At 66.1% G+C, this 23,735-nt stretch carries 20 protein-coding genes and 1 tRNA gene; 10 read left to right on the top strand and 11 right to left on the bottom strand.

The features are described from left to right. Window positions 1–8 precede the first annotated feature (8 nt). On the bottom strand, window positions 9–395 hold the full coding sequence (locus VT03_RS14375; protein ID WP_075093614.1) for a hypothetical protein: 387 nt from the start codon (window positions 393–395) through the stop codon (window positions 9–11). A 415-nt stretch (window positions 396–810) separates the two neighbouring features. On the opposite strand from VT03_RS14375, the gene VT03_RS14370 reads away from it, so the two are divergent. The 6 genes from VT03_RS14370 (at window position 811) to VT03_RS33495 (ending at window position 4,114) form a co-directional block, all read left to right on the top strand. After that, a complete protein-coding gene (locus VT03_RS14370) occupies window positions 811–1,710 on the top strand; it encodes a formylglycine-generating enzyme family protein (protein ID WP_075093613.1) in 900 nt (299 codons plus the stop codon). A 108-nt stretch (window positions 1,711–1,818) separates the two neighbouring features. Continuing rightward, the gene (locus VT03_RS14365; protein WP_156514496.1) at window positions 1,819–2,175 is read left to right on the top strand and encodes a hypothetical protein; all 357 of its coding nucleotides are present in this window, start codon (window positions 1,819–1,821) and stop codon (window positions 2,173–2,175) included. A 233-nt stretch (window positions 2,176–2,408) separates the two neighbouring features. Further along, the gene (locus VT03_RS14360; protein ID WP_082846211.1) at window positions 2,409–2,771 is read left to right on the top strand and encodes a DUF2513 domain-containing protein; all 363 of its coding nucleotides are present in this window, start codon (window positions 2,409–2,411) and stop codon (window positions 2,769–2,771) included. A 16-nt stretch (window positions 2,772–2,787) separates the two neighbouring features. Further along, complete coding sequence (locus tag VT03_RS14355) at window positions 2,788–2,964, top strand: rubredoxin-like domain-containing protein (RefSeq protein ID WP_156514495.1); 177 nt, start codon at window positions 2,788–2,790, stop codon at window positions 2,962–2,964. Window positions 2,965–3,110: 146 nt separating this feature from the next. Then, window positions 3,111–3,896, top strand: coding sequence for a hypothetical protein (locus tag VT03_RS14350; protein WP_075093609.1), 786 nt, complete (start codon window positions 3,111–3,113; stop codon window positions 3,894–3,896). A 41-nt stretch (window positions 3,897–3,937) separates the two neighbouring features. Then, window positions 3,938–4,114 carry a hypothetical protein gene (locus tag VT03_RS33495; RefSeq protein ID WP_156514494.1) on the top strand — a complete coding sequence of 59 codons (177 nt, stop codon included), beginning with the start codon at window positions 3,938–3,940 and terminating at the stop codon, window positions 4,112–4,114. A 290-nt stretch (window positions 4,115–4,404) separates the two neighbouring features. Here VT03_RS33495 and VT03_RS35075 read toward each other — a convergent pair whose 3' ends face one another. The 8 genes from VT03_RS35075 to VT03_RS14310 all read right to left on the bottom strand — a co-directional run bounded on the left by VT03_RS35075 (window position 4,405) and on the right by VT03_RS14310 (window position 15,538). Continuing rightward, entirely contained in the window at window positions 4,405–7,587 is a 3,183-nt protein-coding gene (locus VT03_RS35075; RefSeq protein ID WP_075093608.1) for an autotransporter outer membrane beta-barrel domain-containing protein, read from the bottom strand. 350 nt (window positions 7,588–7,937) lie between these two features. Then, window positions 7,938–8,345, bottom strand: a complete 408-nt coding sequence (locus VT03_RS14340; RefSeq protein ID WP_075093607.1) for a VOC family protein — start codon at window positions 8,343–8,345, stop codon at window positions 7,938–7,940. Window positions 8,346–8,399: 54 nt separating this feature from the next. Then, window positions 8,400–8,912 carry a hypothetical protein gene (locus VT03_RS14335; RefSeq protein WP_075093606.1) on the bottom strand — a complete coding sequence of 171 codons (513 nt, stop codon included), beginning with the start codon at window positions 8,910–8,912 and terminating at the stop codon, window positions 8,400–8,402. A gap of 101 nt (window positions 8,913–9,013) precedes the next feature. Then, complete coding sequence (locus VT03_RS14330; RefSeq protein WP_075093605.1) at window positions 9,014–11,593, bottom strand: DEAD/DEAH box helicase; 2,580 nt, start codon at window positions 11,591–11,593, stop codon at window positions 9,014–9,016. A 410-nt stretch (window positions 11,594–12,003) separates the two neighbouring features. Next, window positions 12,004–12,549, bottom strand: coding sequence for a hypothetical protein (locus VT03_RS14325; RefSeq protein ID WP_075093604.1), 546 nt, complete (start codon window positions 12,547–12,549; stop codon window positions 12,004–12,006). A gap of 154 nt (window positions 12,550–12,703) precedes the next feature. Beyond that, a tRNA-Leu gene (locus tag VT03_RS14320) sits at window positions 12,704–12,787 on the bottom strand. A gap of 217 nt (window positions 12,788–13,004) precedes the next feature. Then, the gene (locus VT03_RS14315) at window positions 13,005–14,021 is read right to left on the bottom strand and encodes a serine hydrolase domain-containing protein (protein WP_075093603.1); all 1,017 of its coding nucleotides are present in this window, start codon (window positions 14,019–14,021) and stop codon (window positions 13,005–13,007) included. Between the two features lie 164 nt (window positions 14,022–14,185). After that, entirely contained in the window at window positions 14,186–15,538 is a 1,353-nt protein-coding gene (locus tag VT03_RS14310; protein ID WP_075093602.1) for a Gfo/Idh/MocA family protein, read from the bottom strand. A 146-nt stretch (window positions 15,539–15,684) separates the two neighbouring features. Here VT03_RS14310 and VT03_RS14305 point away from each other — a divergent pair, with 146 nt between their 5' ends. Then, entirely contained in the window at window positions 15,685–16,335 is a 651-nt protein-coding gene (locus VT03_RS14305) for a hypothetical protein (protein ID WP_075093601.1), read from the top strand. Window positions 16,336–16,464: 129 nt separating this feature from the next. Here the strand turns inward: VT03_RS14305 and VT03_RS14300 are convergent, their stop codons facing one another. Further along, entirely contained in the window at window positions 16,465–18,642 is a 2,178-nt protein-coding gene (locus tag VT03_RS14300) for a hypothetical protein (RefSeq protein WP_075093600.1), read from the bottom strand. 599 nt (window positions 18,643–19,241) lie between these two features. On the opposite strand from VT03_RS14300, the gene VT03_RS14295 reads away from it, so the two are divergent. Genes VT03_RS14295 through VT03_RS33485 form a run of 3 tightly spaced genes read left to right on the top strand, consistent with a single transcriptional unit; the run spans window position 19,242 to window position 22,674 of the window. Further along, window positions 19,242–20,321, top strand: a complete 1,080-nt coding sequence (locus tag VT03_RS14295) for a hypothetical protein (protein ID WP_156514493.1) — start codon at window positions 19,242–19,244, stop codon at window positions 20,319–20,321. After that, window positions 20,318–21,496 carry a hypothetical protein gene (locus VT03_RS14290; protein WP_156514492.1) on the top strand — a complete coding sequence of 393 codons (1,179 nt, stop codon included), beginning with the start codon at window positions 20,318–20,320 and terminating at the stop codon, window positions 21,494–21,496. Before VT03_RS14295 ends, VT03_RS14290 begins: the two co-directional genes overlap by 4 nt. Window positions 21,497–21,537: 41 nt before the next feature. Continuing rightward, window positions 21,538–22,674 (top strand): prenyltransferase/squalene oxidase repeat-containing protein, encoded by a 1,137-nt coding sequence (locus VT03_RS33485; protein WP_156514491.1) that lies wholly within the window; start codon window positions 21,538–21,540, stop codon window positions 22,672–22,674. A gap of 339 nt (window positions 22,675–23,013) precedes the next feature. Here VT03_RS33485 and VT03_RS14280 read toward each other — a convergent pair whose 3' ends face one another. Beyond that, the gene (locus VT03_RS14280) at window positions 23,014–23,715 is read right to left on the bottom strand and encodes a glycosyltransferase (RefSeq protein ID WP_075093596.1); all 702 of its coding nucleotides are present in this window, start codon (window positions 23,713–23,715) and stop codon (window positions 23,014–23,016) included. Between the last annotated feature and the right edge of the window lie 20 nt (window positions 23,716–23,735).

Below are 23,735 nucleotides of genomic sequence, written 5' to 3'. Positions count from 1 at the left end.
GGCTGCAGCTATCCCGCCTGAGGTGCTTCGCCGATGTCCCGCAGGAGCGTCAGGAGTGTTTCGTGCGACGCTTCCCGGTAGAGCAGAAGCAGGACGACGCAGGCCAGGCCGCATGCGAAGTGAGTCGCGAGACGCTGTGCGGTCGACGCGGCGCGGTACTGCACAAACAGGCTGCCGCTGATGGCGAACATCGCGAGTCCCGCGAGGAAGGCGGTCGGGATGGAGAAGACAAGGAAGTACGCGAAGGAGGGCATGGCCATCGCGAAGCTGGTGGCGAGGTGGACGCAGAGTGCGCGGTCGGCCGAGATCCCGATGACCGTCGCGATCCAGAGGACCGAGACCGCCAGAAACGCGAGCCATGTGCCTGCGGTACGTCTGGACTGCGGATCAGTCATCGTGGCCCTCGAGGGATCTTTGTGAGTGAGTGCTCGCCCGTGCCGAGCGGGGCCCGCCGGACGTTGCAGTCCGGGCGGCGCGTTCAGTCTGCCTTCGCACTGCCGGAAGGTAAAGGCCTTCACCAGGTGCCGGCGTCCGCTGTTCGTTGAACGGACGGGTGGCAGGTGCATGGCATTGCACGGGCATGGAGAGGCCGCTTGCGATTGGTTGTCGCCATGATGGTCGCCCAAAGCGTCGCCTCAGCCCGGACCACGCCCGCGCCATCCGACCCGAAGCTGAGGAGGTTCGTTCTGCGAAAACCTCCCGTCACTCGCGTGTTACCGATTCGTAACCGTGGTGTTGCTGGCCGAACACGCAGGGCCTTTATGATCGCGGTTCTGTCGCATTCCTCTTCCACGCTCTGAGAGGGATTTCATGTTTCGATCCGGTGTCTGCGCGGCCCTCGTCTTTGCAGTCCTGTCGAGTGCGTCACCCTCCCGGGCCGCGGGAATCGCCGATCCGGGGGACGGCACGAAGGCCGGCGAAGAATCGTCCAACAAGGGGCTTGGCCTTTCGTTCTGCTGGTGCCCGGCCGGGACGTTCAAAATGGGAAGCCCTCCGAAAGAGGTGAACCGCGATCCCCGCGGTTCGATCGTGGAGGAGGAGCAGGTCGATGTGACGTTGACGCACGGGTTCTGGATGGCGAAGCACGAGCTGACGCAGGCCGCCTGGGAGTCGGTCATGCACACGACCCTCGATCAACAACGGGCCAAGGCACTCTCGGCAGACTCGAACTCCGTGGGGCCCCGGTTTCCGATCGTCTGCGTCAGCCATGACGAGGCGATGGAGTTCTGCCGGAAGCTCACACAGCAGGAGCACGACGCGGGTCGCCTTTCGAAGAACTGGGAATTCCGTTTGCCCACGGAAGCCCAATGGGAATACGCCTGCCGAGCGGGAACGAAGACCGCCACGCACTTCGGCGACTCACTTTCCAGCGAGGATGCCAACTTCAACGGCGCGAAGCCCTACAACAAGGGGAAGGCCGGCCCGAAGGTGCTCGAAGAGCGGGAGGTTGGGCAGTACAAGCCGAATGCCTGGGGCCTCTATGACATGCATGGCAACGTTTCCGAGTGGTGTCTCGACTTTCAGACGAAATCGCTGCCAGGCGGAACGGACCCCGTGGTCCTGATGGGAGGCGACAATCGCATCGAACGGGGAGGCGACACCTACGTTGCCGGACGGCACTGTCGGTCGGCGGCGCGTGGCTACGGCAAGCATGACTTCGGCGGAGCCGGACTCGGGTTCCGGCCGGCGCTGGTCTTCGTGTCGAAGTGACCGCAGGGTGACCGGCGACGGGATGGCCGGAGCCGGGGCCGGACCAACGGGAAGCTCCGGCGAGCGGGAAATCAAAGGGTCAGGACTCCCCGTCGGAAGGCGATGGAAATGAATCGACTCGTTCTGCTGACTCTCCTCGCCTCAGGATGCTCCGGGCCGTCAGCCACGGATGGGACGCTCAAGCCGGGCGATGTCCGCTTACTCGGCGTGGCCGTCGCCGGAAAGACGGAAGCGGCCCTCGACAAAATGCGGGCCTATGAGAAGGACAACAATCAGGAGGGACGCGCCGAGTTGATCGAAACGGAACAGGTTGCAGCCATCCTGGACGCGCGGATCTCCGTCATTCGAGTCGTGTCGCCGACCCGAATCGAAGCGAACGTCCAATCGGCAGACGTCGGAACGACAGGCGTCTGGTTCCTGGATCTCAATGAGAAATCACGGGTCAGAGTTCCTCCCGGCGAGTGAGCCCGTTGTCCGCGTCGGAACAGACGTCGCCTCTGTCCGGACCACACCCTTGCGGAAAGCTTCCAGAGCGTGCCACCCGACCCGCAAAGCCGCGGACACGCCCCCCGTCTGTGTCACACGGGCCGTCAGCGCCACCCTGCCGGGCCACGTGTCCGTTGAAGTATTGTCAATTATACTGCCTTCGAAGGTTGGGCTATGGGGGCTCAGTGGCAGTGGACGGTAAGGGCTGATCGATGAAGCGAGACTTGGCGGTAGTTCGTGGACTGCTCATCGAGATCGAAGAGATTCCCAGTGACGGGAGCTTTGGCTACGACCAGTCGAAGCAGGGGCTTTCACGACCAGACTTTGACGAGTACGTCCGTCTCCTCGAGATGGAAGGATTCGTACATGGCGTCATCGGCACGCTGGAATACGGATCTGCACAGTGTGAAGGACTCACACCCCGCGGCCATGACTATTTAGACAAAGTCCGATCCGAAACGATCTGGAACGCTGTGGTCGAGAAGGCGAAAGCGTCTGGTGTCGCGCTCACGATCTCGGCGGCATACGCGCTGGCGAAGGTGACGATCGAAGAGAAGCTAGGAATCAAACTCTGAGGCGACAGGCATGGCCATGAAGTTCGTATGCCCGAGTTGCGGCTACATCTTCCGGGTACGCAGCGCGGCAACCAAATGTCCGCGATGCGGGAATCAGCCGAGTCAGGACGAACTGAAGTTCGCGGCGATCCTAGGGCTGATTGCCTTCGGAATCGTGATCGTCATCGCCGGCTATGCGACGGGCTGGAAATGAAGCGGATGGTGGGATCAGAAACGGGTTGAGCTGCCGCGACATGGCATGTGCTCGCATCGTCCGATGGACCTCGCGAGTTACTTGGACAGGAGTGGCGAAACTGCTAAAGGGCAAATAGAGAAGATCGCTGCTACGAAGGGCCAGACATGAGGACAGTTCTGCTGTTTGTGATTGCCGCGTGTGCATTAGCCAGTTGTTCGAAGACCGCCCCACCTCCTGCGCCGAAGATCAAGGCGGGAGACGTGCTCTCGGTCCCTGATGGCATCCACGGCGGAGCCGACGTGGCTGGTCTCAGGCGGGCCATCGAGTTGGCCGAAGCAAGGGACGATGTAGGTTACCTGACCCACGAGGCCGCGGGGCGCGGTGGCAAACTCGGCTTGGGAGTTCATGTTCGCGTCATCAAAGTCGAAGGCGACTTCGCTGAGGTGAAGACCTTCAACGGACGACACAAACTGGAGTACCTGTGGGTCAGGTTGGCCGACATTGAAGGCTCATCTCCAGGCGACGAGAAGGTGGAGTTCGAGACGCTTGCAAGACTCGCAAGATGGAAGGAGGTTGAAGCCGAGAGCGCGAACTACAGCGACGCGATGTCCCACATTCGAGGGCTGAAGTTGATTCGCGCCTCCTCGCAGAAGGAAGACAAAGAGGACATGCGGTTCGCACACGCGTACCTAGGACCTGGAGCAAGCAAACCGCGATACGAAGCAGTCGCCGAAGCTGCATACCAGGCAAGTCTCAATCACCTGCGAAGGTACAACACGGCCGGGCGAGACGTTCACCTTGAGATTACGCTGTACGTAGCGAAGTCCGACGAAGAGAAAGGCAAGTGGGTATGCAAGGTGATTGGGGCGGGGAAGGAGAGTCCTCCCCGTTGGTCTCCCGCCCTCATTGAGTGGAATGAAGACTCCTCGGTCCTGATCGGTGAGAAGTGAGTTATTGGGAGATCGATCGTTTGAGACACTGGAGGGCTGGCATGGATCCGACGAAAGCCGCCATTGGTGGGTGTGTGGGTGCCATTCCACTGGTTGTTGGCGGCATCTGGTTCGCCCATCTGCAACGTTCTGCGAAGAAAACGGACGGTCTGCTTCCCCATTGCCCGCTGCCATCTCCCAAACGATTCGACGTCAAAGGCGTACGTCCGGTGCGATGACATTCGAAGAGTTCGCGAATAGGGCCCGTGGCGGCCATCGCGATTGCCGTGGTCGATCCAACCGACCGAATCACTGCCGACTTCACGTCAAATTATGGCAAGCCAGCATCGACCGAGGCCGGGAGAGCCATTTGGTCGAATGACCTCAGCCTGATTCGCGTCGCAAGATCGCCGGAAGGGACGCTGGTGTATTGGGTCGACACGCCCCTGTCTTGGAGAGCGATGAGCGCTCGGGCCAGGCGCAAGGCGACGAGTCAGGACGATGCGACGGACGCAGCCGCCAAATTCCGTCACCACGTAATCTGCAGGCCGCCGGTGCCGGCGTGGGAGACGGTGCGGTCGGCGGTGGTGGCGTCGTAGCCGAGGTAGCCGCCGACGCGAGGGGTGAAGGCCGCGTTGAGGCCGAGGCCGAACAGGCCGAAGTTGCGGCCGAGCTGATTGCCGGCCGTGAGGAACCCGCCGCCGACCACGCCGCCGAAGTTGGCGGTCACCAGGCGGTCGGGGTCGAGCAGTTCATAGGCGTAGCGGGCGTGGAGGTCGGGCACGAGGATCACGCCGCGGACCGCCGTCGGCCGGGCGACACGCAGGCCGACGCCCGGACGCAGCGAGTCGTTCACCGAGCTCCCCACCGTCAGCCCCGCCCCCCCTGCGCCGGTTTCGGTGAAGCCATCCTGCTGCAGCGCGATGTACTGCAGGTTCATGAGCGGCTGCACGTTCCAGCGGCCGAGCGCGTACGTCGCGCCCCCTTCGAGGTACGCCGAAAGCTGGTACCCCGTGTAGTCGCCGCGGGCCGTCACCGCTCCCGGCAGCTGGCGCGTCGTCTGGTAGTCGTCGTACGAAAAACCGGCGACGCCAAACACGTAGGCGGGGCCATAGGTGCGGCTCAGGTACGGAGCCACCTGAAACGAATCGACCTGGGCGGACTGCTGGCGGCTGGCGGTCCGCACCTGGCTGCCGGCATAGCCCCCCGCAACGCCTGCCACCATGTCGTCACCGAGCCGGCGATCGACGCCAAAGGCGGTGCCGCCGAAGCCGTAATGGAAGCCCTGCGCGTTGCCGTCGCTGCTGGCGGTGCCGCCCAGTCCGTAACCGCCGATCCAGCCGCGGTACTCCGTCGCAGGTCGCCGCGTCGCACTCGAATTGAACGGATCGACGATGGGATCCGAGCTCGCGTCGATCGTGCGAATCGCACTCTCGCCTTCGAACGAGGCGAAGTGAAGATTGCTTGTCCGCGGGGCAGGAGCTGCGCGCGGCCGGAGCGCCTGCGTCCTGGCGAGGCCCTCCCCTCCAGCAGTCGACATCGCGCCGTTGGGACGGAGCCGATCGCCGATCGCGCCGAGCCAGGCGGTGGTCCCTTGAATCCCTGACGAAGCGAGGGTGCCGTAGAGGTCGCCGCTCAGCTGATCGAGCGCGGCCTGCTTGCCGTCGGCAGTCATGCCGCTCATCGAGCTGTAGACGCTGTCCAGCAACGGGTCGGTCGTGGTCGCCGTGTTCATCACGGCGGCGGCCGTGCTGATCTGGTTCCGCGTCTGCGCGTACGGCGTGAGCCCGTCGTTGTTGAGAACGAGGTACGCGTTGAAGGCGTCGTACTCGACGGACGCCGTCCAGAAGTACGGCAGGCCCGACGTTGTGATCTGACCGAACGTGTCGAAGAGGCCGAATCCGGTCGTCAGGATCGTGTACCGCTGGCCGATGGTGTAACTCCCCGGCTGAGCGCGGACGAACAGATCGCCGCCATCGGGTCCGCAGCCGCACGTGAGTTGAGCGGCGTATGTGACAGCGATCTGGTCGCTCTGGCCGGCCGCATTGATGTCGACGTCGTAGACCCCTTCAGAGCCCTGCATGTAGACGCCGTTGACGTTGAGCGTGCCGATGTCGCCGGGGGCGTTGCCGGGCGAGATGCGGCCGTAGTTGTCGAGGTATCCCTGAACAGTTCCGGTCCCCGCGAGCGTGCCGAATTCACTGACTTCGAGCGAGCTGATGCGGCCGGACATGAGGTCGAACGCGCCGAGCGTGCCGTTGACGATGAGCGTCCCCTGATCGACGGAGGTGGTCGACACCCACGGGCTGGCGCCGCTGAGGGAGAGCGTTCCCGCGCCGGTCTTGGTGAGTTCGACGCCGAAGTTGTTGCCGTCGTTGTTGCCGATGGGCTGCGCGAAGCTGAGCGTCTGGCCGGCGGCGATGTCGAACGTCGTCGACGTGCCGCTCATGAGGAAGAGATCGTTGCCGTCGGCCGCACCGAGGCCGTTGATGCCCGCGCTGCTGCCGCCCGTCACCGAGTTGGTGGAGAAGGTGACCCCCTCTTCAATGGTGATGTTGGCGCCTTGCGCGACGAAGAGCGCGCCGCCAAAGCCCGCGCCGCCGCCCCCCTGGCCGGCCGAATCGCCTTCGCCGCCGCCGAACGCACTCGCGCCAGGCGTGCCGCCGAGGCTCCCGCCGCCGCCACCGCCGAATCCGCCGTAGCCCCCCGCAGTACTCCCCGCACCACCGCCGCCGCCGAATCCGCCGTCGCCGCCGATCCCCGTTGACGAACCGCCGCCACCGCCGAAGCGTCCGCCGCTGCCGCCGTTGTAGTTCGTACCGCTGAACGGAGCGGCCGCCCCGCCGCCGCCGCCGAACGTCCCCCCCGCGCCGCCGTCCGCGCGTTGTCCGCCGCCGCCGCCTCCCCCATTGCCACCGTTGCCACCGGGCGCACCGAGCGAGTTGCTGCCGTCACCGCCGACGGGGGTCGCGCCATCGGCGCCGAGTCCGCCGGCGCCCGCACCGCTCGATGTCCCGTCGCCCCCGGCCGACGTCACGCCGCCGCCACCGCCGCCGTTGCTCGCGTTCGACGAGCCGCCGCTGAACGACTGTCCGCCGCCCCCCGCGCCGCCCGTGGACGTGGCACTTCCGCCGTTGCCGTACAGGCCGCCGCCCCCCGCGCCGCTGGCGGAAGCGCTCCCGCCGCTGCCGCCGAGCCCGCCGCCCCCACCTCCGGTGCCGCTGGCACCGCCGCTGCCGCCAACCGCCGCATTCCCGGCGAAGCTGACGTTCTTCAGCCGCAGCGAGCCCCCGGCATCCACAAACACGGCCCCGCCGGCCCCCAGACCACCACCGGCACCGTCGCCCCCCGCGCCCCCCTGGGCCCGCCCATTGGCGATCGACAGGTTCTCGAGCGCCACCGAGCCGCTCTCGACGAAGAACGCCCGGTACTGGCCGTTACCGTCGATCGCATGACCGTTGCCGACCACCGTCAGCGACCCGCCGGTGAGCGTGATGGGCCCCGGCTGCCCGGCGAGCGCGAAGTCCTGCGACAGGATGATCCGATGGTCGGCCGTCGGATCGGCATTGATGTCCACAATCGCCTGCGCGAACTCCGCCGACGAGCTCACCGTGTAATCCGCTCCCTGCACGCTAGCGGACGATGCCACGCCGAGGAGCAGGGCGCTCCAGGCCTTCCGAAACGTCTTCCGGCGATCCGTCGCTCGGGCCATGGCTGAACATCCCTTCCCTGGTGCAAGTCATGGGCCCTCAACGCCGGCAAGCTACTCCCGCAATGCCGGTCAATCCGCGCAATCCGCTTTTTCCTTCTCTAACAATCGGGCAAATCCGGCCGTCGATGCATAAAAACCGGTCGCCGGTCATTACAAAGCCCTCAATTCTTGGGAAGAAGGGCTCAAGAATCCCATCGCACAAGCACCGCGAGTTTCTGGCGCGCGACCCGAGCCCCGCGGTCGACGGCATGCGCAGCAGGTCGCCGAGGTCTCACTTCGCGGAAGGATCCACTGCCCGGGACCCGCTCTGAGCAACAGAACAGTGCCTTCTCGCATGCCCGGAAGACTTGCTAACTCACTTGAGCAGCATTCGGATTGAACCACGTCAGTCCCCAACCGTGACCGTCGAGATCGTAGAACGCATGCTGGTACATGAACCCATAATCTTCCGGTTCATGGGCCTTCGATCCTCCGGCCGCGATGGCCTTCGCCACCATGTCGTCAACGGCTTCCCGACTCTCGAGCGAGAGGCTGAGGAGGACCTGGCAGCCTTTCGTCGGGTCGGCCATCGGTCTCGGTGAGATCTGCTGGAACTGCTCGTGCGACGCCAGCATGAGGGAGATCGTGTCACTGACAACAAGGCAGGATGTCGCGTCGCCAGTGAACTGCGGGTTGCGCTGGAAACCAATCGCTTCATAGAGCGCGGTCGACTTCGTCACGTCCTGGACCGGCAGTGAGATGAAAAGGCTCGTTGGCATGGAAGCGCCTGGTAGAGAAAGAAATCGGTGTGGTCATGGTGCCGCCCGCTGAAGTCACCCGCAAGCGCCGGGGGCCACGGTTGGCCGCTGCGGGCCAGCCGTCCGCCACCGGAACTCTTCGGTGGTTGTCCAGACTTTATCCGCCCACGCTTCATCATCCGGACGGATGACGAGGACGCGGAACCCGTGGGTCTCCCCTTCGAGACGAACCCCCTCCAGGTCATCGATGTGGAGATCGATCCCGAAGGCTTTCGGACTCTTGGTCGGAGGACGGTGCTGCGGCGTCTTCTTCAAGTGGGCGTCGTAGACATCCTGATTGATGACGTTCGCGACGCGGATTCCGTAGCACCAAAGCCAGCGGCGAATGTGGGCCGGCCGGCGATAGGACGTTGTGTAGATCCAGATCTCCCAGCCCTGCTCGCGAAGTCGTCTCATGAGCGAGCGCGAACCGAGACGGAGCGGTTCGTCACCGACGAAGACACGCTGATACCACGCGAGACGCGGCTCGCGAGGAACGTCCGGCTGATAGCAGATCAGTGTGTCGTCAAGATCGAACGAGATCCGCATCGGTTGGCCTCCTTGGCCGACTACGGGCGTCCGTTGTTGCTTGGACGGTTCCTCAGTGAAGTGCCTCCGGCGGCAAGGGCTCCCGCCCTTGACCCGGGGTCTCATCCCCCCTTGATGACGTCCGCCCCCTCCAGTGCCGCGAGGACTTCATCCGTGCTGTCCGGGTCGACTTTGCGGCAGGCTTCCGTCAGGTTTTCGCTCAGGTCGCGGAGCTCATCACGCCATTCGCCGTCGGGCATGTTGGGGGGCGTCAGTTGGGAGAACTCTCCGCAGAGGAGAATGAGCCGCATCAGGTGGCGGAAGATCAGGCCCTCCTGCTTGGAGAGGTCCCGGCCGCTGACGTACTTGTGGAAGTCCCAGCCGAACTGCTCGAGATCGCCCGCGATCCAGACCCCGCGGACCGGGGTCTCCAGGACGCCGGGGTAGTCGGAGTCGAACAGCATCCGGACTTTCTCCGCGAGCGGGACCGCGAACCGTCGTTCGCGGTTGAAGCGGTCGGCGGGGTCTTCTTCCACCGCTGCCGGGTTGATGTCGGCCGGGGTCAGGAGGCCGCGGGCGATCAGCTCCTGGTCGATCCGCTCCCGGGCGAGCGGGCCGGGGGTGAGGACGTCCGGCGGCGGGACGCGGACCTGCGAGAGGAGCGACGTGGGGACTTCCAGAACGCTCTCGAAGATCTGCAGCCGCTCGATCCGTTCGGCGGAGCCCATCAGGTCGAGGAGCCAGGCCCCGTAGACCGGGTTGATGGCTCGGAAGGCGAGCAGCTTGGCCATGGCGGGGGTGGGCCGGGCCTGCGCGGGGTGGTAGGCGGGGAGCTCCGGCGGAGGCGGCGGGGCGGGCTTGCCGGTGAGGTTGATGACCTTTCCCTGCTTCTTGGTCGGCTTGGAGGCGGCCGGGGGAGGCAGTGGAGCGGGGGCCGCGCCGAAGGTGAGCCGGGCTATGGCAGGCGGGGGCTGATCATCGGGTTCTGCGGCAGCCGTCTCTGTGTCCGCAGCGGCGGCCGGGTCGTCATCGAGGCCATCGCCGAAGTCTGCTTCGCCGTCGCCCGGAGCCTTTGATGCCGGGGCTGCCGCCGGGCGGGGGGCTTCGTCTTCTCCGTCGTCCTCGTCGCCCGTGGCTGCGCCGGTCGATTCGACGACGATCCGGGTTCGCAGCGCCGCGGGGGGCTCCGGTTCGAGATCGATGTAGCCTGCCGACCAGAGCGTCAGGAGCATTTCGTTGAGCCGACGCTCGCCCTTCTCGACGGCTGCGGCATCGAGGAGCCGCTTCTGCACGAAGGTCCGCAGCCGCGAGACGTCCGGCGAGAGCGAGAGCATGTAGGCCATCAGCCGCCACGGGATCTGGCCCCGGCTGGCGAGCTTGGCGGCCGGGGCGGCGATCAGCTTCTGGAACTGCTGCTCGTTCCAGTACTGCTCCGTGTTCCGCCGCGTGGGCATCTTCTTCTTGAGAGCCTTCTTGGCCCGGATCAGGTTGGGATCCTTGGTGTCCTCGGGGATCTGGTCGTACCGCTCCTTCCACTTGAGGATCTTGACGTCGTCCTCATGCGAGAGGGCGAAGACGAAGCCTCGCGAGTCGAACTGCGGCCGGCCCGCGCGGCCGAACATCTGATGGGCCGAGCTGGCATCGATGACGGTCTTCTTCCCTCGCGGCCCCTTGATCAGCGACGTCAGGACGACCGACCGGGCCGGGAGGTTGATCCCCGCCGCCAGGGTCTCGGTACAGACGCAGACCGACAGCAGCTTCTTCTGGAACAGTTCTTCGACGCGGCGGCGGAACTTGGGGAGGAGTCCCGCGTGGTGGACGCCGACGCCGCGGAGGAGGATCTGCTTGAGCTTGGGGCCCGCGCCGCCGCTCCAGTCCCAGCCCTCCATGGCCTCGACGAGTTTTTTCTGCTGGCCGTCTCCCAGCATGTCCTTCCCCTTGAGCTGCTCGGCGACGTTCCAGCACTCCGCCCGGTTGAAGCAGAAGAGGAGGGCCGGGACGCGGCGGCCATCGTCCGCTCCCTGGTTCATCATTTCGAGCTGCTCGTTGAGGAGCCGCGAGCCGACCCACTCGAAGTGGAGCGGGACCTTCCGCTCGGTCCCCTGGACGAGGTCGACCTTGCGGCCGTGCTTGCCGCGGAGCCAGATCATGAACTCGGCGGTGTTGCCGACCGTGGCGGAGAGGAGCATCAGCCGGACGTGCTTGGGGAGCATGGTCAGTGACAGTTCCCAGACGACGCCGCGCTCGGGGTCGTTGAAGCTGTGGAACTCGTCCATCACGACGGCGCAGACATCCGAGAAGTTGTCGAACTCTTCGGCGTTGAGGAGGCGGTTCAGCAGGATCTCGGCGACGACGACGAGGACCTTGGCCTGCGGGTTGACGCGGCGGTTGCCGGTGACGAGGCCGACGTCCTCGCGGGAGAACCCCCAGCGTTCAGCGGCGTCCTGCATCTCCCGGAACTTCTGTTCCGTCAAAGCGATCAGCGGGGTGGTGTAGTAGGCGACTTTGCCGAGGTGCAGGGCTTCGAAGAGGGCGGCTTCGGCGATGAGGGTCTTGCCGGTGCCGGTGGGGGCGCAGACGAGGACTCCTTCTTCCGAGGTGTACCAGGCCAGGAGGGCTTCTTCCTGGATGGGGTAGGGGGCGTAGGGGAGCTGCTCGAGATACCGGGCGGCCAGTTCGTCGCGAGACAGCGGTTCGGGCATCAGATTGGTCCGGGTGGGTGAGGTCAGCCGGGCATGATAGCGGAGAGGTGCGAATTGGAACGGACGCCGGCCCGCGTCCTTGCCGGCACAGCATCCATAGCTCAAACCCAACGTGCGACGGCAGCCTGGGGTCAAGGGGGTCACCCCTTGCCGCCGGAGGCACTCCTGTGAGGAACCGTGGGACACAACGGATACCCCCTTTGTGGTACCGGCGTTGAGGACTCACCGCTCGCTATGAAATCCCCGTGGGTTGGTGAGGGGGGCATACGGCACTTTGTCCGCGTTTGGACACGTGCTCCTTCAGATATCTCTCGACGGCCAAGCCTCCGGCGGGCAAAGGGGCGTTGCCCCTCTGCACTCCCCACCAGGGGTGCCCCCTGGACCCCGGATTGGTCGGTCGAGCTGAGAGGCTATCGCGGTAGCCGGTAGCCGCAGCGATGAAAATCCTCATGGAAGTGCTCGAGGACACGGGCTCGCGACCAGTCGGTCCAGAGAACACCGTGACCAGTCACGTTCTCCCGCGTGAGCTCCTCAAGCCGATCCGTCAGACCGAGCTCGGCGAGCCCCGCTTGAAGATGCTCGACCTGAATCCAGTAATCGGAGGCCTGGACATAGACCACCTGCTTCGGCAGCCACGCGACGCGGGCCGCGGTGAACTCGTCGAACGACAGGTGAGCAATCTCCGGCTCCCAGCGGCGGGTGTAGTTGAAGTAAGACTCCCACCGCCGCAGCGGATGCCGGACAATGCACCACTTCTCGTAGTGCTCGCAGCCGTCAGGCGGTGTCGGGGCGTGCCGCCACAGATAGGAGTCGGGACGGTCCGGATGCCGCTGGGCGCCGAGGTCCGGGGCAGCATCGACGTAGCCGTGATGCTTCCGCAGCCAGTTGCCGACGGCGATCCCGGCTGCCTTGGGGTTGTGCAGAAACACCTGGCATCGGGCTTCGCAAACCATCATGGCGGTGTCACCGGAAAGCTCGTCCCCTGACAGCGACGTCGACCGGTCCCAACTCCGTGGTCAGCCCGGACGACGGGAGCGGTTTGCCCGAGAGAGTGCATAGAGCATCGCTCCCCGTCCAGGCAGGATGCTGAGACGGAGAGGAATCTGAGAGTGCCGAAGGTGGGACTCGAACCCACACGACTTTTGAGGTCGGCGGATTTTGAATCCGCTGCGTCTGCCATTCCGCCACTTCGGCGACCAGTGCTTTGCCTGGTCGATTGGCTGTTTCCGGGCCCGGCGCGGTGTCGTCGACACCCTTTTCTGACGCCGGACTTCAATCCGCCACCACCCTGCTCTGACAGGGTGATGACGCGACAGAGTCTACCGAGAGCAACCGGGCGGGCAAACCCAAGACGCCGTGACCCGACTTTCCGCCCGGATCGGGCGCGGCGCGGGGAAGGTCCTGCGCGAGACTACGGCTTCGCGACGGCGTCGCAGACGAGCGCAAAATATTCGGCGATCTGATGCCCCTGCGCCGGGGCCAGATCGGACTGGCGGATGACGACGAGGTCGAGGCTGGGGACGATCAGGATGTTGTTGTCCCAGCGGCCGAGCGCGGCGTAGGCGTCCTGCGGGACCTTGGGCCACTTGTTCGTCGTGTTGTTCCACCACAGGTAACCGTACGACTTGTTGAGGTCCTGCGAAGGGCCGATCGATTCCTTCAGCCAGTCCGCCGGAACGACCCGGCGGCCGTCCCATTCCCCCTTGTTGAGGACCAGCAGGCCGATGCGTCCCATCCCGCGGGCGGTCATGTGGCAGCCGGAGTACGGAAGGGCGTATCCCTCCCGCCGCTCCCAGGTCCAGTCGTCCGCGGCAATCCCGATCGGCTTGAAAACCCGTTCGTTCAGGAAGTCGTCGATCGGCTTGCCGGTTGCCTTCTGGAAGACGGGGCTGAGGAGCGCCAGGCCGGTGTTGTTGTAGTCCCACTTCGAGCCTGGCGGGTGATCGAGCGGGGCCTCGTTCAGGGCATAGGTGAAGAGGTCCGTCCGCTGGTGAACCTCGGGATTGTTGTGGACGCCCGAGCTCATGCTCAGGAGCTGCTTCACCGTGATCGCTTTCTTGCCCGCGGGCTGGACGTCCGGCTGAAACTGGCCCACGGTGGTATCGAGCGTCAGCTTGCCGTCGGCGATCGCCAGTCCCGTCGCCATGCTGGAGAGGGACTTGCTGGTCGAATAGGCGGCGAACCTGGAGTTCCGGTCCGCCTCCTGGAAATACCACTCGGCGACGATGCGGCCGTGGCGGACGACGAGCCCCGAGCGGCTGTTGTGCGACGCCAGCCACTCGCGGGCCTTGTCGAGCTTCTCGGCCGACAGCCCCTGGCTTTCCGGCGCCGCGGTCTCCCAGTCGGCGCCGGGGAACACCCCTTCGGCCCGGGCCGGCCGGCCGAGCAGAAGACAGCACGCGAGCGCGAGCAGACCAAGACGGATCATCAGGAGAGCCTCCGGGAGAGCGAACGGGGATCGCGGCCGGTCAGCCGCCGGACACCGGCCGCACGGTATCGAATCCGGCGAGCTTCCCTCAACGAGCCGCCCGCCGCGTGTAACGGCAACGTAACGGACGAGTCGGGAAGGCCGGACGACGGAACGGATCGAATCTAGGCGTTCTTCGCGGGGACCGGATGTGTCCAGGGCTCGCGGTACGGTCTCTGGAGCCGGCGGTTGGCCTCGTCGTCGTTCCGGATGCGGCCGGTCGCCGGATCCCACGCCAGCGTTCGGCCCAGCTCCATCGCCATGTTGGCCAGTATGCAGCTCGCCGTCGAGATGTGCCCCTGCTCGATGTCCGCCACCGGACGGCCGCGGGACTCCCGGGCCTTCAGGAAGTCGAGCATGTGCCCGCGGATCGCGGGGGCGACGTGCTTTTCGAGGTCCTTCTCGGTCTGGTCCTCAGGATACTGCTCCAGTTCGTAGACGACATCGCGGTGGACCGCCTCGCCCTTTCCGAACGGCGTGAAGTCATAGCCCATGACGCTGCACTTGAGGGTCCCCTTGTCGCCGTAGAACGTCGCCCCCCAGGGGTACTTGGGGTCGGCGGGGTGTCCGTAGGTGCGGTGCTGCCAGATGACCGGCAGGCCGCCAAAGTCGAAGGTGGCGGTCTGGGTGTCGGAGATGTTGGAGCGGCTCTCCTTGTCGACGAGGATCCCTCCCGAAGAGCTGACGGTGCTGGGCCAGCCGAGGTCCATCATCCACCGGACCATGTCGAGCATGTGGATGCACATGTCCCCCACGATGCCGTTGCCGTACTCCATGTAGGCTCGCCAGCGGCGGGGATGGACGAGCTCGTTGTAGGGCCGCATCGGCGCGGGGCCGGTCCAAAGTTCGTAGTCGAGGTTCTCCGGCGGGGCGATGTCGGGCGGGTTGCCGCGGGCCCGCATGTGGTAGTAGCAGTAGATCTCGACGACGCCGATCTTTCCGAGCTTCCCCTCCTTGAGGATCTGGTCGCGGGCCTCGATGAGGTGCGGCGTGCTCCGCCGCTGCGTTCCGACCTGGACGACGCGGCCGTGCTTCCGCGCGGCGGCGAGGATCGCCTCCCCTTCGACGACGTCGACGCTGATCGGCTTCTGCAGGTAGAGGTCGGCCCCCGCCTCGATCGCCGCGATGGCGTTGAGGGCGTGCCAGTGGTCCGGCGTGGCGATCAGGATGATCTCCGGCTGCGTCTGCTTCAGCAGGTCGCGGTAGTCCCGGAATGTCGGCGGGGCCTTATCGGATCTCTGCCGCTCTTTGACGAGCGCCGCCGCCTCCGCCAGCATCGTGCTGTCGACGTCGCACAGGCCGACGACCTCGACCGGAGCGACTTGAATCAGCCGCAGCAGGTCTGCCTTGCCGTACCACCCGCAGCCGATCAGCGCCACCCGCGGCGGCTTGTCGGAGGCGGCGGCGTAGAGCGAGGGGCCGAAAGCAGGCAGACTGAGGCCCGCGGCCCCCAACTGCAGAAAAGTGCGGCGGTCCATGGAAGAATCTCCGGGAGAGCGACGGGAGATCGCCATCATCGGCGAACGGCGTGGCTTCGAAAAGGGGAGCCGGCTACGGTTCACGGGCGAATGCGGCGGGGCATTCTCAAAGCACCTCATTCCGATAAGCGGAGTCAGCAGTCGCCATGGCGTACCTCGAACTGTTCGAACGGGTTGCGGATCACGTGCGGCGTCAGGGCGTGAAGGTCACGTTCGAACGCGGCGAAGCGTTGACCACCTCCACCATCGAACGCGCGCGGGCGAAGGCGCTGATCCCGATTCCCGCGTCGATGGCCGAGTTCTACGCGGAGATGGGCGATGGGCTGGAATTCGCGTGGAGTACGAAACGTGATCGAGAGCCATTCGCGAACCACGAGTTTCCGAAGCTCAACAGTCGGGTAATCGAATCCTTTGACGTGCTGAGCTGGATGACAGAGTGGAACGATGACTACGACTTCAGCGGTACGAAGAACCCCGTGTTGGCGAAGCAGACCGCACTCAAGATGCGAAAATGGATGCCCTTCCATAACGAAGGGAACGGCGACGGATTCAGCCTCGACACCGCCTTGGACCCGGCCCCCGTCGTGTTCGACAAACATGACTGGTGCGACGGCGGGACTGGTGAGAACGGGCATCGCCTCGCCGAATCGTTGTTGCAGTTCTACACGGATTGGGCGCAGGTTTGCTTTCAGTTCCCGCGCAGCCTCTGGTGGCCGACCGTTCTGAAGAAAGATGGTCCGGGAGTCGATTGGAGCAGCGACGAGTTTTGTGAGCCGTTCCGGCTCCCCGCCGGGTGATAGCGCCCCTGCCGCTGAACTCGACCGTGGCCGCGGAGCGCCACACTCTACACCTATCCCAGCCACTCCACACGGAGCCCCGTCCTGTCCCGGACGTGAGTCTCATCCGGTCCCTCAATCTGGCACCCGTCACTTTTCGATCAAGTAGTAGATCGTGTCCGGCAGAAGCGAAATCGCATTCGCCTTCAGGGCCGCTCCCTTCCTCTGCGGCCGGCCGCTGATATCGAGCGGCGTCACGCGCAGTGTCGCGGCATCCGGACGATGGAACCTGACGGTCCCCGAGAGGCTCCGGACCTGCCAGGGATCGCGGCCGATGTCGGTGATCTTGTAGGTCCCCTCTTCCGCAGGTTCCGTCCGAAAGCCGGTTGCCCGCTCTTCGGACATCGCCTGCACGAGGATCTTCTTCGAGGTCGACAGCGGCTGATCGTCGAGCGAGACCGCCAGGATATGCCCGAGGTCGAGGTCACTCGCGATCTCGAACGCGCCGAGCTTCGTTGCTCCCGCCGACTTGAGGTTGCCTGAGAGCCCCGCGGCCTGCGGGGCGTTGATTGTCAGCAGACCCCGGCCGTAGTCGAGCTTCAGTTCTCGCGTCGTGCTCGTGACCGTCTGCCCCTTGTGGTCGATCAGAGAAGCGGAGTCGCAGCCGAGAAACCCTCCCGGGCCGTCGACGAACCGGACTCGCGTCCGGCCGGCGAAATGGAGCAGGGGATCGAGCCGCTGCCCCGGCTTGATGTCCACGCCCGACGGCACATCGGCCAGCCGAAGCTCGTCGAAGGCGGCGTCCTGCGGGAGGGGAGTCCCCTTCAGGTGCAGCAGGTCATCGCGGTTGAGGGAGATGTCGGCGACCATGTCTCCCTCCTGGATCAGCCCCTTGCGATAGAGGAGAGCGGCTGCGGGGAACTGGCCCAGCATCGCCGGCGTCGCGAGGGTCCACTGCTGCATCCAGAACCGGGGCTTGACGTTCCAGTTTGCCCCGTCGAACGCGAAGTGGACGATGCCGTCGCTGTCCTGCAGGGCTCCGTAGGCGGCGAAGTACAGCGGGGCCTCGGAGCGATAGCGGTTCGGGCGGGTGAAGGTCGTCTCGGAGATCATCGACGGCTTGTCGTCGTAGTGCGGGTCCATCACCGGATGCCCGATGGTCCGCGGCTTGCCGGGGACGGGCGGGTCGAACCGGAGGGCGCTGCGGTCGCTGTAGGTGTGTCCGGGGCGGATCGACCACGCCGCGTTGTCCCCCTTGTGGTTGCACTCGAAGTAGCCGTGGCGGTCGACGAAGTCCCCGGCGGTGTAGCTCAGCTTTTCGAGGGGACCGAGGACGGCGGGATCGGCGGTCGCCCAGTTGCTGCAATGGATCAGTCCCTGGAAGCCGAGCTGCCGCAGGAACTGGTACGTGTCGCGATAGAACTCGGTCTGGACCTCCAGCAGGAACGTCGCGGTGTCCTGATCTCGGCGGGTTTTCTCGTGGGCGATGTTCCAGAGCGGGCGGAAGCCGACGCGTCCCTCCTTCTCGGCGTCGCGGGGGAGGGCCTGGCCCTTCCAGGTTTCGAGCGCCTTGGCGATCGAGCCGTAACGTTTGGTCAGCCAGTCGCCGAAGCGGGTCTCCAGGATCTGGAGCTGCGGGGCGGGGATGTTGCGGGCATCGAACGTCCAGAAGAAGAAGGAGTCTTCGTTCTGGACCTCGACCCCGAAGACCGCCGGTTCGTCGAGGAGGGTCTTTCCGGTCCTGGCGTCCGGCGTCGTCAGGAGGGCCCGCAGCCATTCCTGATGCCGCTTTTGAAACTCGCGGTTGAACTGCAGGGCGGCAAACGGCGGCTTCTGGCCGTCGTAGCCGGGGAGCCATGCCAGGTCCGCTTTCGGCTTGAACCAGAGCGGGAAGTAGATCGAGAAGTGCGTGTAGATCCCTTCGGCCTTCAGGGCGGCGACGATCTCTTGGGCCTGCCGAACCTTGGCGGGGTCGACTTCGCCCCTGGCGTCGAACAGCGGACGATGGACCCGGACCAGGTTGACGCCGTAGTCGGCCAGCATCCGGGCGCAGCGGCGGAGGTCGTCTCCCGTCAGATCATCCGGCGGGCCGTTCACGGCCCAGAATCGGACGGGGCTTCCCGTGTCGCCGTGGACGAAGCGTCCGTCCCGGGCAGCGATCCGGCCGTGTTCTCCGGCGAACCGCTCGTTCAGGGACCGCAGGCCGATGGGGCTGTCGACGAGGGCGTCGGGCGGTGGTTGAAAGGGGTGCCAGTCCTCGGCCGCGAAGGCGACAGGGAGGGTGGCAGCGAAGAGAGACCACGCGAGCGCGAGGCGAATCCCATGCATACAGGCGGTCCCGGATTGACCCGTCCTTGGTGAGGACTCAATGAACGGCCAGTGTGGCCGATGATAGGGAAAGCCGGACGCGATTCCCACGTCCTTGCCGGCACAGCTCTGCTCGCTCAAACCCAACGTGCTCCGGCACCTGGGGTCAAGGGGGCCACGCCCCCTTGCCGCCGGAGGCGCTTCCATGAGGAACCGTGGTCAGCAACGGGCGACCGCTTTGTGGAACCGGCGTTGAGAACTCACTACTCAATTCGCAATCCTCGCGGGTTGATGTGGGGGGCATCCGGCACGGTGTCCGCGCTTGGACGCTCGCTCCTTCAGATTGATCGAGACGAGACGGGCCTCCGGCGGGCAAAGGGCCCAAGAAAACAACACAGGCCCCTCTGCACTCCCCACCAGGGTGCCCCTGGACCCGGGTGAGGTGCGGCAGCGCTGATGGAGAATTCGTCGACGGTGGCGACTATGTGACCGGTTCGTGGCCCGGCGCTCTAGCCGATGGCTGCAAATCGTCACGCTTCCGGCGGCCAGGCAGGGCGGCACGAATTGTGCCTCACCGGGAGTCACTCCCTTCCCCCCTCACCGCTCAGTGACCGATGCGGATGGTGCGACGCACTCGATCTCCTGTTGTCTCTGTGGCGGTCCTTCTGGTGGCATGGCTCGGCGAGGGGGCGTGGCTGGAGACGCGCGCGGACCTCGATCGTGTGCCGGCCGGCGCGGCGGCCTGGTCCGAGAGCGCGAGCCCGGAGGTCCGCCGGTCGATCGACCGGGGATTCGACTGGCTGGTAGGGGCGATCCGCGGGAACGGAACGGTCGGTCCCGATCGGGACCAGGGACCGGATCTCGGCTGCACCGCGATCGTCGGACTGGCGCTTCTCTCCGAAGGGAGCACGCCCCGCGGCGGGCGCTACGCCCAGCACAGCCGCCGGCTGCTCTACGGACTGCTGGAGCTGCTCGAACAGAGAGAGGCGGGGACGCTCGATTCCATCACCCTCATCCAGCGGAAGATCGGCCGGAACGCGGACCTGTTTCTCGCCGCGATCTACCTCTCCGAGGTCTACTACGAGTCGCCAGGAGACGAGCGGCTGATTCGCGCGGCTCTGGTGAAGCTGGTCCGGCACATCGGCGAGACCCAGGGGCCCGACGGGACCTGGGGGACCGAGAGCTGGGCGCCGGTCCTGGGGACGGTGCTCGGCTGGGAGTCGCTGCGGGCCGCCGACGCCACCGGGTTTCAGGTGACCGCGTCGGCCAGGCGGGTCGGGACCGCTCTGCTCAAGACACTGAAGGAGAAATCGCCCGACGACGAGAGCTGGATGCATCGCTTCTACAAGGAAGCCTCCAGTCTCCGGGTGCTCTATTCGCTCGACCTGCGGCAGGAGCCGGTCTTCCGCGACAGCATCCCGCGGCTGCTGGCGGCGGTCCGGGGGGAGCAGCCGGTCTTTGAGCTGGCGGGGGGCGAGGAGTACCTCGCGTTCTATCTCGTCACCGAGTGTCTCGTGCAGGATCCGCGTCCGGAGTGGCGGAGCTGGTATCCCGATGTCAGTGCCGGGGTGGTCAAGATGCAGAACCGGGACGGGAGCTGGACCGGACATCACTGCATTACGGACCGGACGTTCTGCACCGCCTCCGCCCTGCTGACGCTGCTCGCGCCCCGGCATCAGCTTTCGCTGTCCGACCTATGACGTTGCTGCGCCTGGCGATGGTCGTGCTGTTGATTGCCCGAAGCGCGGCGGGGGCAGCCGCGGCGGACGATCTGGTCGGCGCTGGGAGCGACGGCGCTGCGGCGGTCCGACGGGGGGCCTGGAACGCCTCCTGTCGACGCGGCACCAAATGGCTCCTCGGTCGGCAGGCGGATGATGGGGGCTGGCACTCTGAGACCTACGGTTCGATGCAGGCCGGGACGGGTTGCACGGCGCTCGTTGTGCTGGCTCTCGCGGCGGCGCCTACGGCTGAAGGGGGAGCAGAGTCCGCCGCGATCTGCCGCGGGGTGAAGTTCCTGACGGGCCGTCCGGCGGACGACGGTCTGGTCGTGGCGCCCGATGGAGCGCGGGACAATCCCCTTTATGCCGCCGCCCTGACACTTCTGGTCCTGGTGGAGTCGACCGACCGGGACCACGAGGCGGTTCGCGTCCGGCTGGCCGACGGGCTCAAGGCCTATCAGCGGACGGAGCGGAACGGCTGGCGGCGGGATGAGACCGACTTCGGCGGCTGGGGACTCTCCCGCTCCGCCGACCGCGCCGGGCGGTTTGGGCCGTCCAACGTGTCGTTGACCTCTGTGGTCCTCCAGGCCCTCGACCGCGCGGGGAGTCTCGATCAGGCGGTCCGCGACGAGGCGCTGCTGTTCCTCAACCGCTGCCGGCACCGCTCCGGCGACCAGCACTACGACGGCGGGTTCGTCTTCACGCCGCGGGCCGACGAGCCGCTCAACAAGGGGGGCGATCTCGTCGATGCGAACGGGAATCGCTTTCCCCGTCCGTATCTTGCCCCCTCGTGCGACGGTTGGCTCGCCCGGCGGGCCTGCGGAGAGCCGGTCGATTCGCGGGAGTCACGGGCGACGCTCGCCTTCATCCGGAGGGAGGCTCGGGACGTTCCGCCGTTCGCCGGGCATGGCGCGGACAGGGGGCTCGCGTTCTACACGGTCGCGGCGAGGTCACTGGTCTTGATGCGGGCCGACACGTCCGAAGCCGATGGCGAGTATGGCCTGTGGGGGGAGGAACTGATTCGCCGGCAACGTCGCGACGGGTCATGGGCTAGTCAGGACCCGACGATGCGGGAAGACGATCCCTTGATTGCCACCGCCTTCGCCGTGCTGGCCCTCCGCCGCGGCCTGAGTGCCCGCGGGGGCGAACCCGAGTGACGTATTTGACGCGGTCCTGAACCGAGCCACGGACGACATCCATGCCAACAGACTCTTCCAGCGAGGACCCGCAGCGCGAGACGCGGCGTCGAGTGCTTGACCGGGCGGTCCGGATCGGGCTTGGAGCGTCGGTGTTCAGCGACGCGTTCCTGAGAGAGGGGGTGGCTCTGGAGGATCCGCACGGTGTCACGCCGGCGACTCGCGAGGCGATCGCCCGGGGGCTGCGGTGGCTCGCGGGGCGGCAGACGGCGGACGGAGCCTTCGGGGATCGCGGGGCTTATGCCGGCAACGTGGGGGTCGCGGCGCTGTGCGGGACCGCCTTTCTGTGCGCGGGGGGAGTCCGGAGCCGCTGGGCAGACATCGTCACGCGGTGCACGGGGTATCTCGTGTCGCGGGCCCAGCCGGGCGGGTTCATTGTGGAGGAAGAAGTCCGGACGCACGGGCCGATGTATGGGCACGGCTTTGCCGTGGCTTACCTGTCTCAGGTCCTGGGAGCGGAGGAGGGAGCCGGTTTGGCGCCGGGTGGATCGAGGGTGGCTGCGGTGCTTCGCAAGGGGGTGGAGCTGATTCTTTCCGCTCAAGATGAGCAGGGGGCCTGGCGGTACACGCCGTTTCCGGATGACTCCGATGTCTCCGTCACGACGTGTCAGTTGATCGCGTTGCTGTCGGCGCGCGGGGCGGGGATCTCGGTTCCGCGGGAGGTGATTGATCGCGGCGTGGGGTTCGTGATGTCGTGCCAGAATCCTGATGGCGGGTTCCGGTACCGCGTGAAGGATCCGCCGGAGTCTCTGTGGCCGCGTTCGGCGGCGGCTGTTGTCGCCCTGGCTCAGGCGGGTCGGGAGGTGGCGGCGGGGGCGGCGGGGGGTGGCGCGGCCGTTCGTCGGGGAGTGCGGTATCTGGAGCGGGGGCCGAGGGGGACGCCGTTGCCTCGGCAGGCGGAGTACTTTTATTACGGCCGGTTTTATGAGGCGCAGGTGGTCTGGCGGGAGGGGGCTGCAGCGTGGGGCCGGTGGTTTCCGGCTGTTCGCGAGGAGTTGCTGGTGATGCAGCTGGGGGATGGGCGGTGGGGGGATCTGCAGATCGGGGATGAGTATGCGACGGCGATGGCGCTGATGGTTTTGCAGATGCCGGAGAACGTCGTTCCGATGCTCAGCCGCGGCGGTGGCGGGGCCTCGTAGATTGCTCGAACAACGTCCTTGCCGGCAGGGCTGTATAGCTCAATCCCATCGTGCCACGGCAGCCGGGGTCAAGTGGCCAAAGAAACAACACAGGCCCCCTTGCCGCCGGAGGCACTTCCATGAGGAACCGTGGTGCACAACAGATGTCCGCTTTGTGGGAACCGCGTTCCAGGTGAGGGGCATCCCACACGCCGTCCGCGCTTGGACACGATCTCCTTCAGACATCTCTCGACGGCCAGGCCTCAGGCGGGCAAGGGGGCCTAGAAAACAACACAGGCCCCCTTGCATCCCCCACCAGGGTGCCCCTGGACCCGGTTGTGGGGGTGCTCATTGTTTCCCTCAATCCTCTGTTCGGGGGCCGTACCAGATTGCCAAGCCCTCACGCCCCTCCAACAACTTCCGGCCCCGAACCACACGCCGCCCCGCCAATGCCAACAACTCCCGACCCGAATGCGCCCGCAACTTCCGCCCCGACGTCACCACCGTCGGCCGCGGAATCACAAACTTCCCCACTCCCTTCAGCGAACGAATGAAACCGACCTCCTCCGCCGCAAAGTAACGCTCGGGAAACCCGCCGATCGCCTCGAACGCCTCCCGCGTGCAAAACAGAAAACACCCGCCGACAAACCGAAACGTCCGCATCCCCACGACAAACGCGGGATACATCAGCCGCGCCCACAACGGCAGAACCCCGTCGAACACCGGGATACACCCGCCCCCGACCGCACCGCCCCGCAGCGTCTCGATCCCCGCCCGGACCGCCGCCGCGTTCGGCAGCGTGTCCGCATCGACAAAGAACAGGAGATCGCCCCGCGCCTCCCGAGCCCCGCTGTTCCGCGTGGCGGCGATCTGCCGGTGAGCCACCGAGAGCACTCGCACCCCGTGCTCGCGCGCGATGGCCTCCGTCCGGTCGGTCGAACTGTCGCTGACGACCACGATCTCGAACGGCTCCCCGCACTGTACCCCCGCTTCCCGCGCGGCGGAGAGCGTCGCCGGCAGGTGCTGCTCCTCGTTGTGGGCTGGAATGACGAAGGACAACACGTCGGCCGCTCCCGCCGCGG

The organism is Planctomyces sp. SH-PL14 (assembly GCF_001610835.1).
In the GTDB taxonomy this organism is placed as follows: Bacteria; Planctomycetota; Planctomycetia; order Planctomycetales; family Planctomycetaceae; genus Planctomyces_A.
This window is presented reverse-complemented; position numbering and strand designations above follow the sequence as displayed.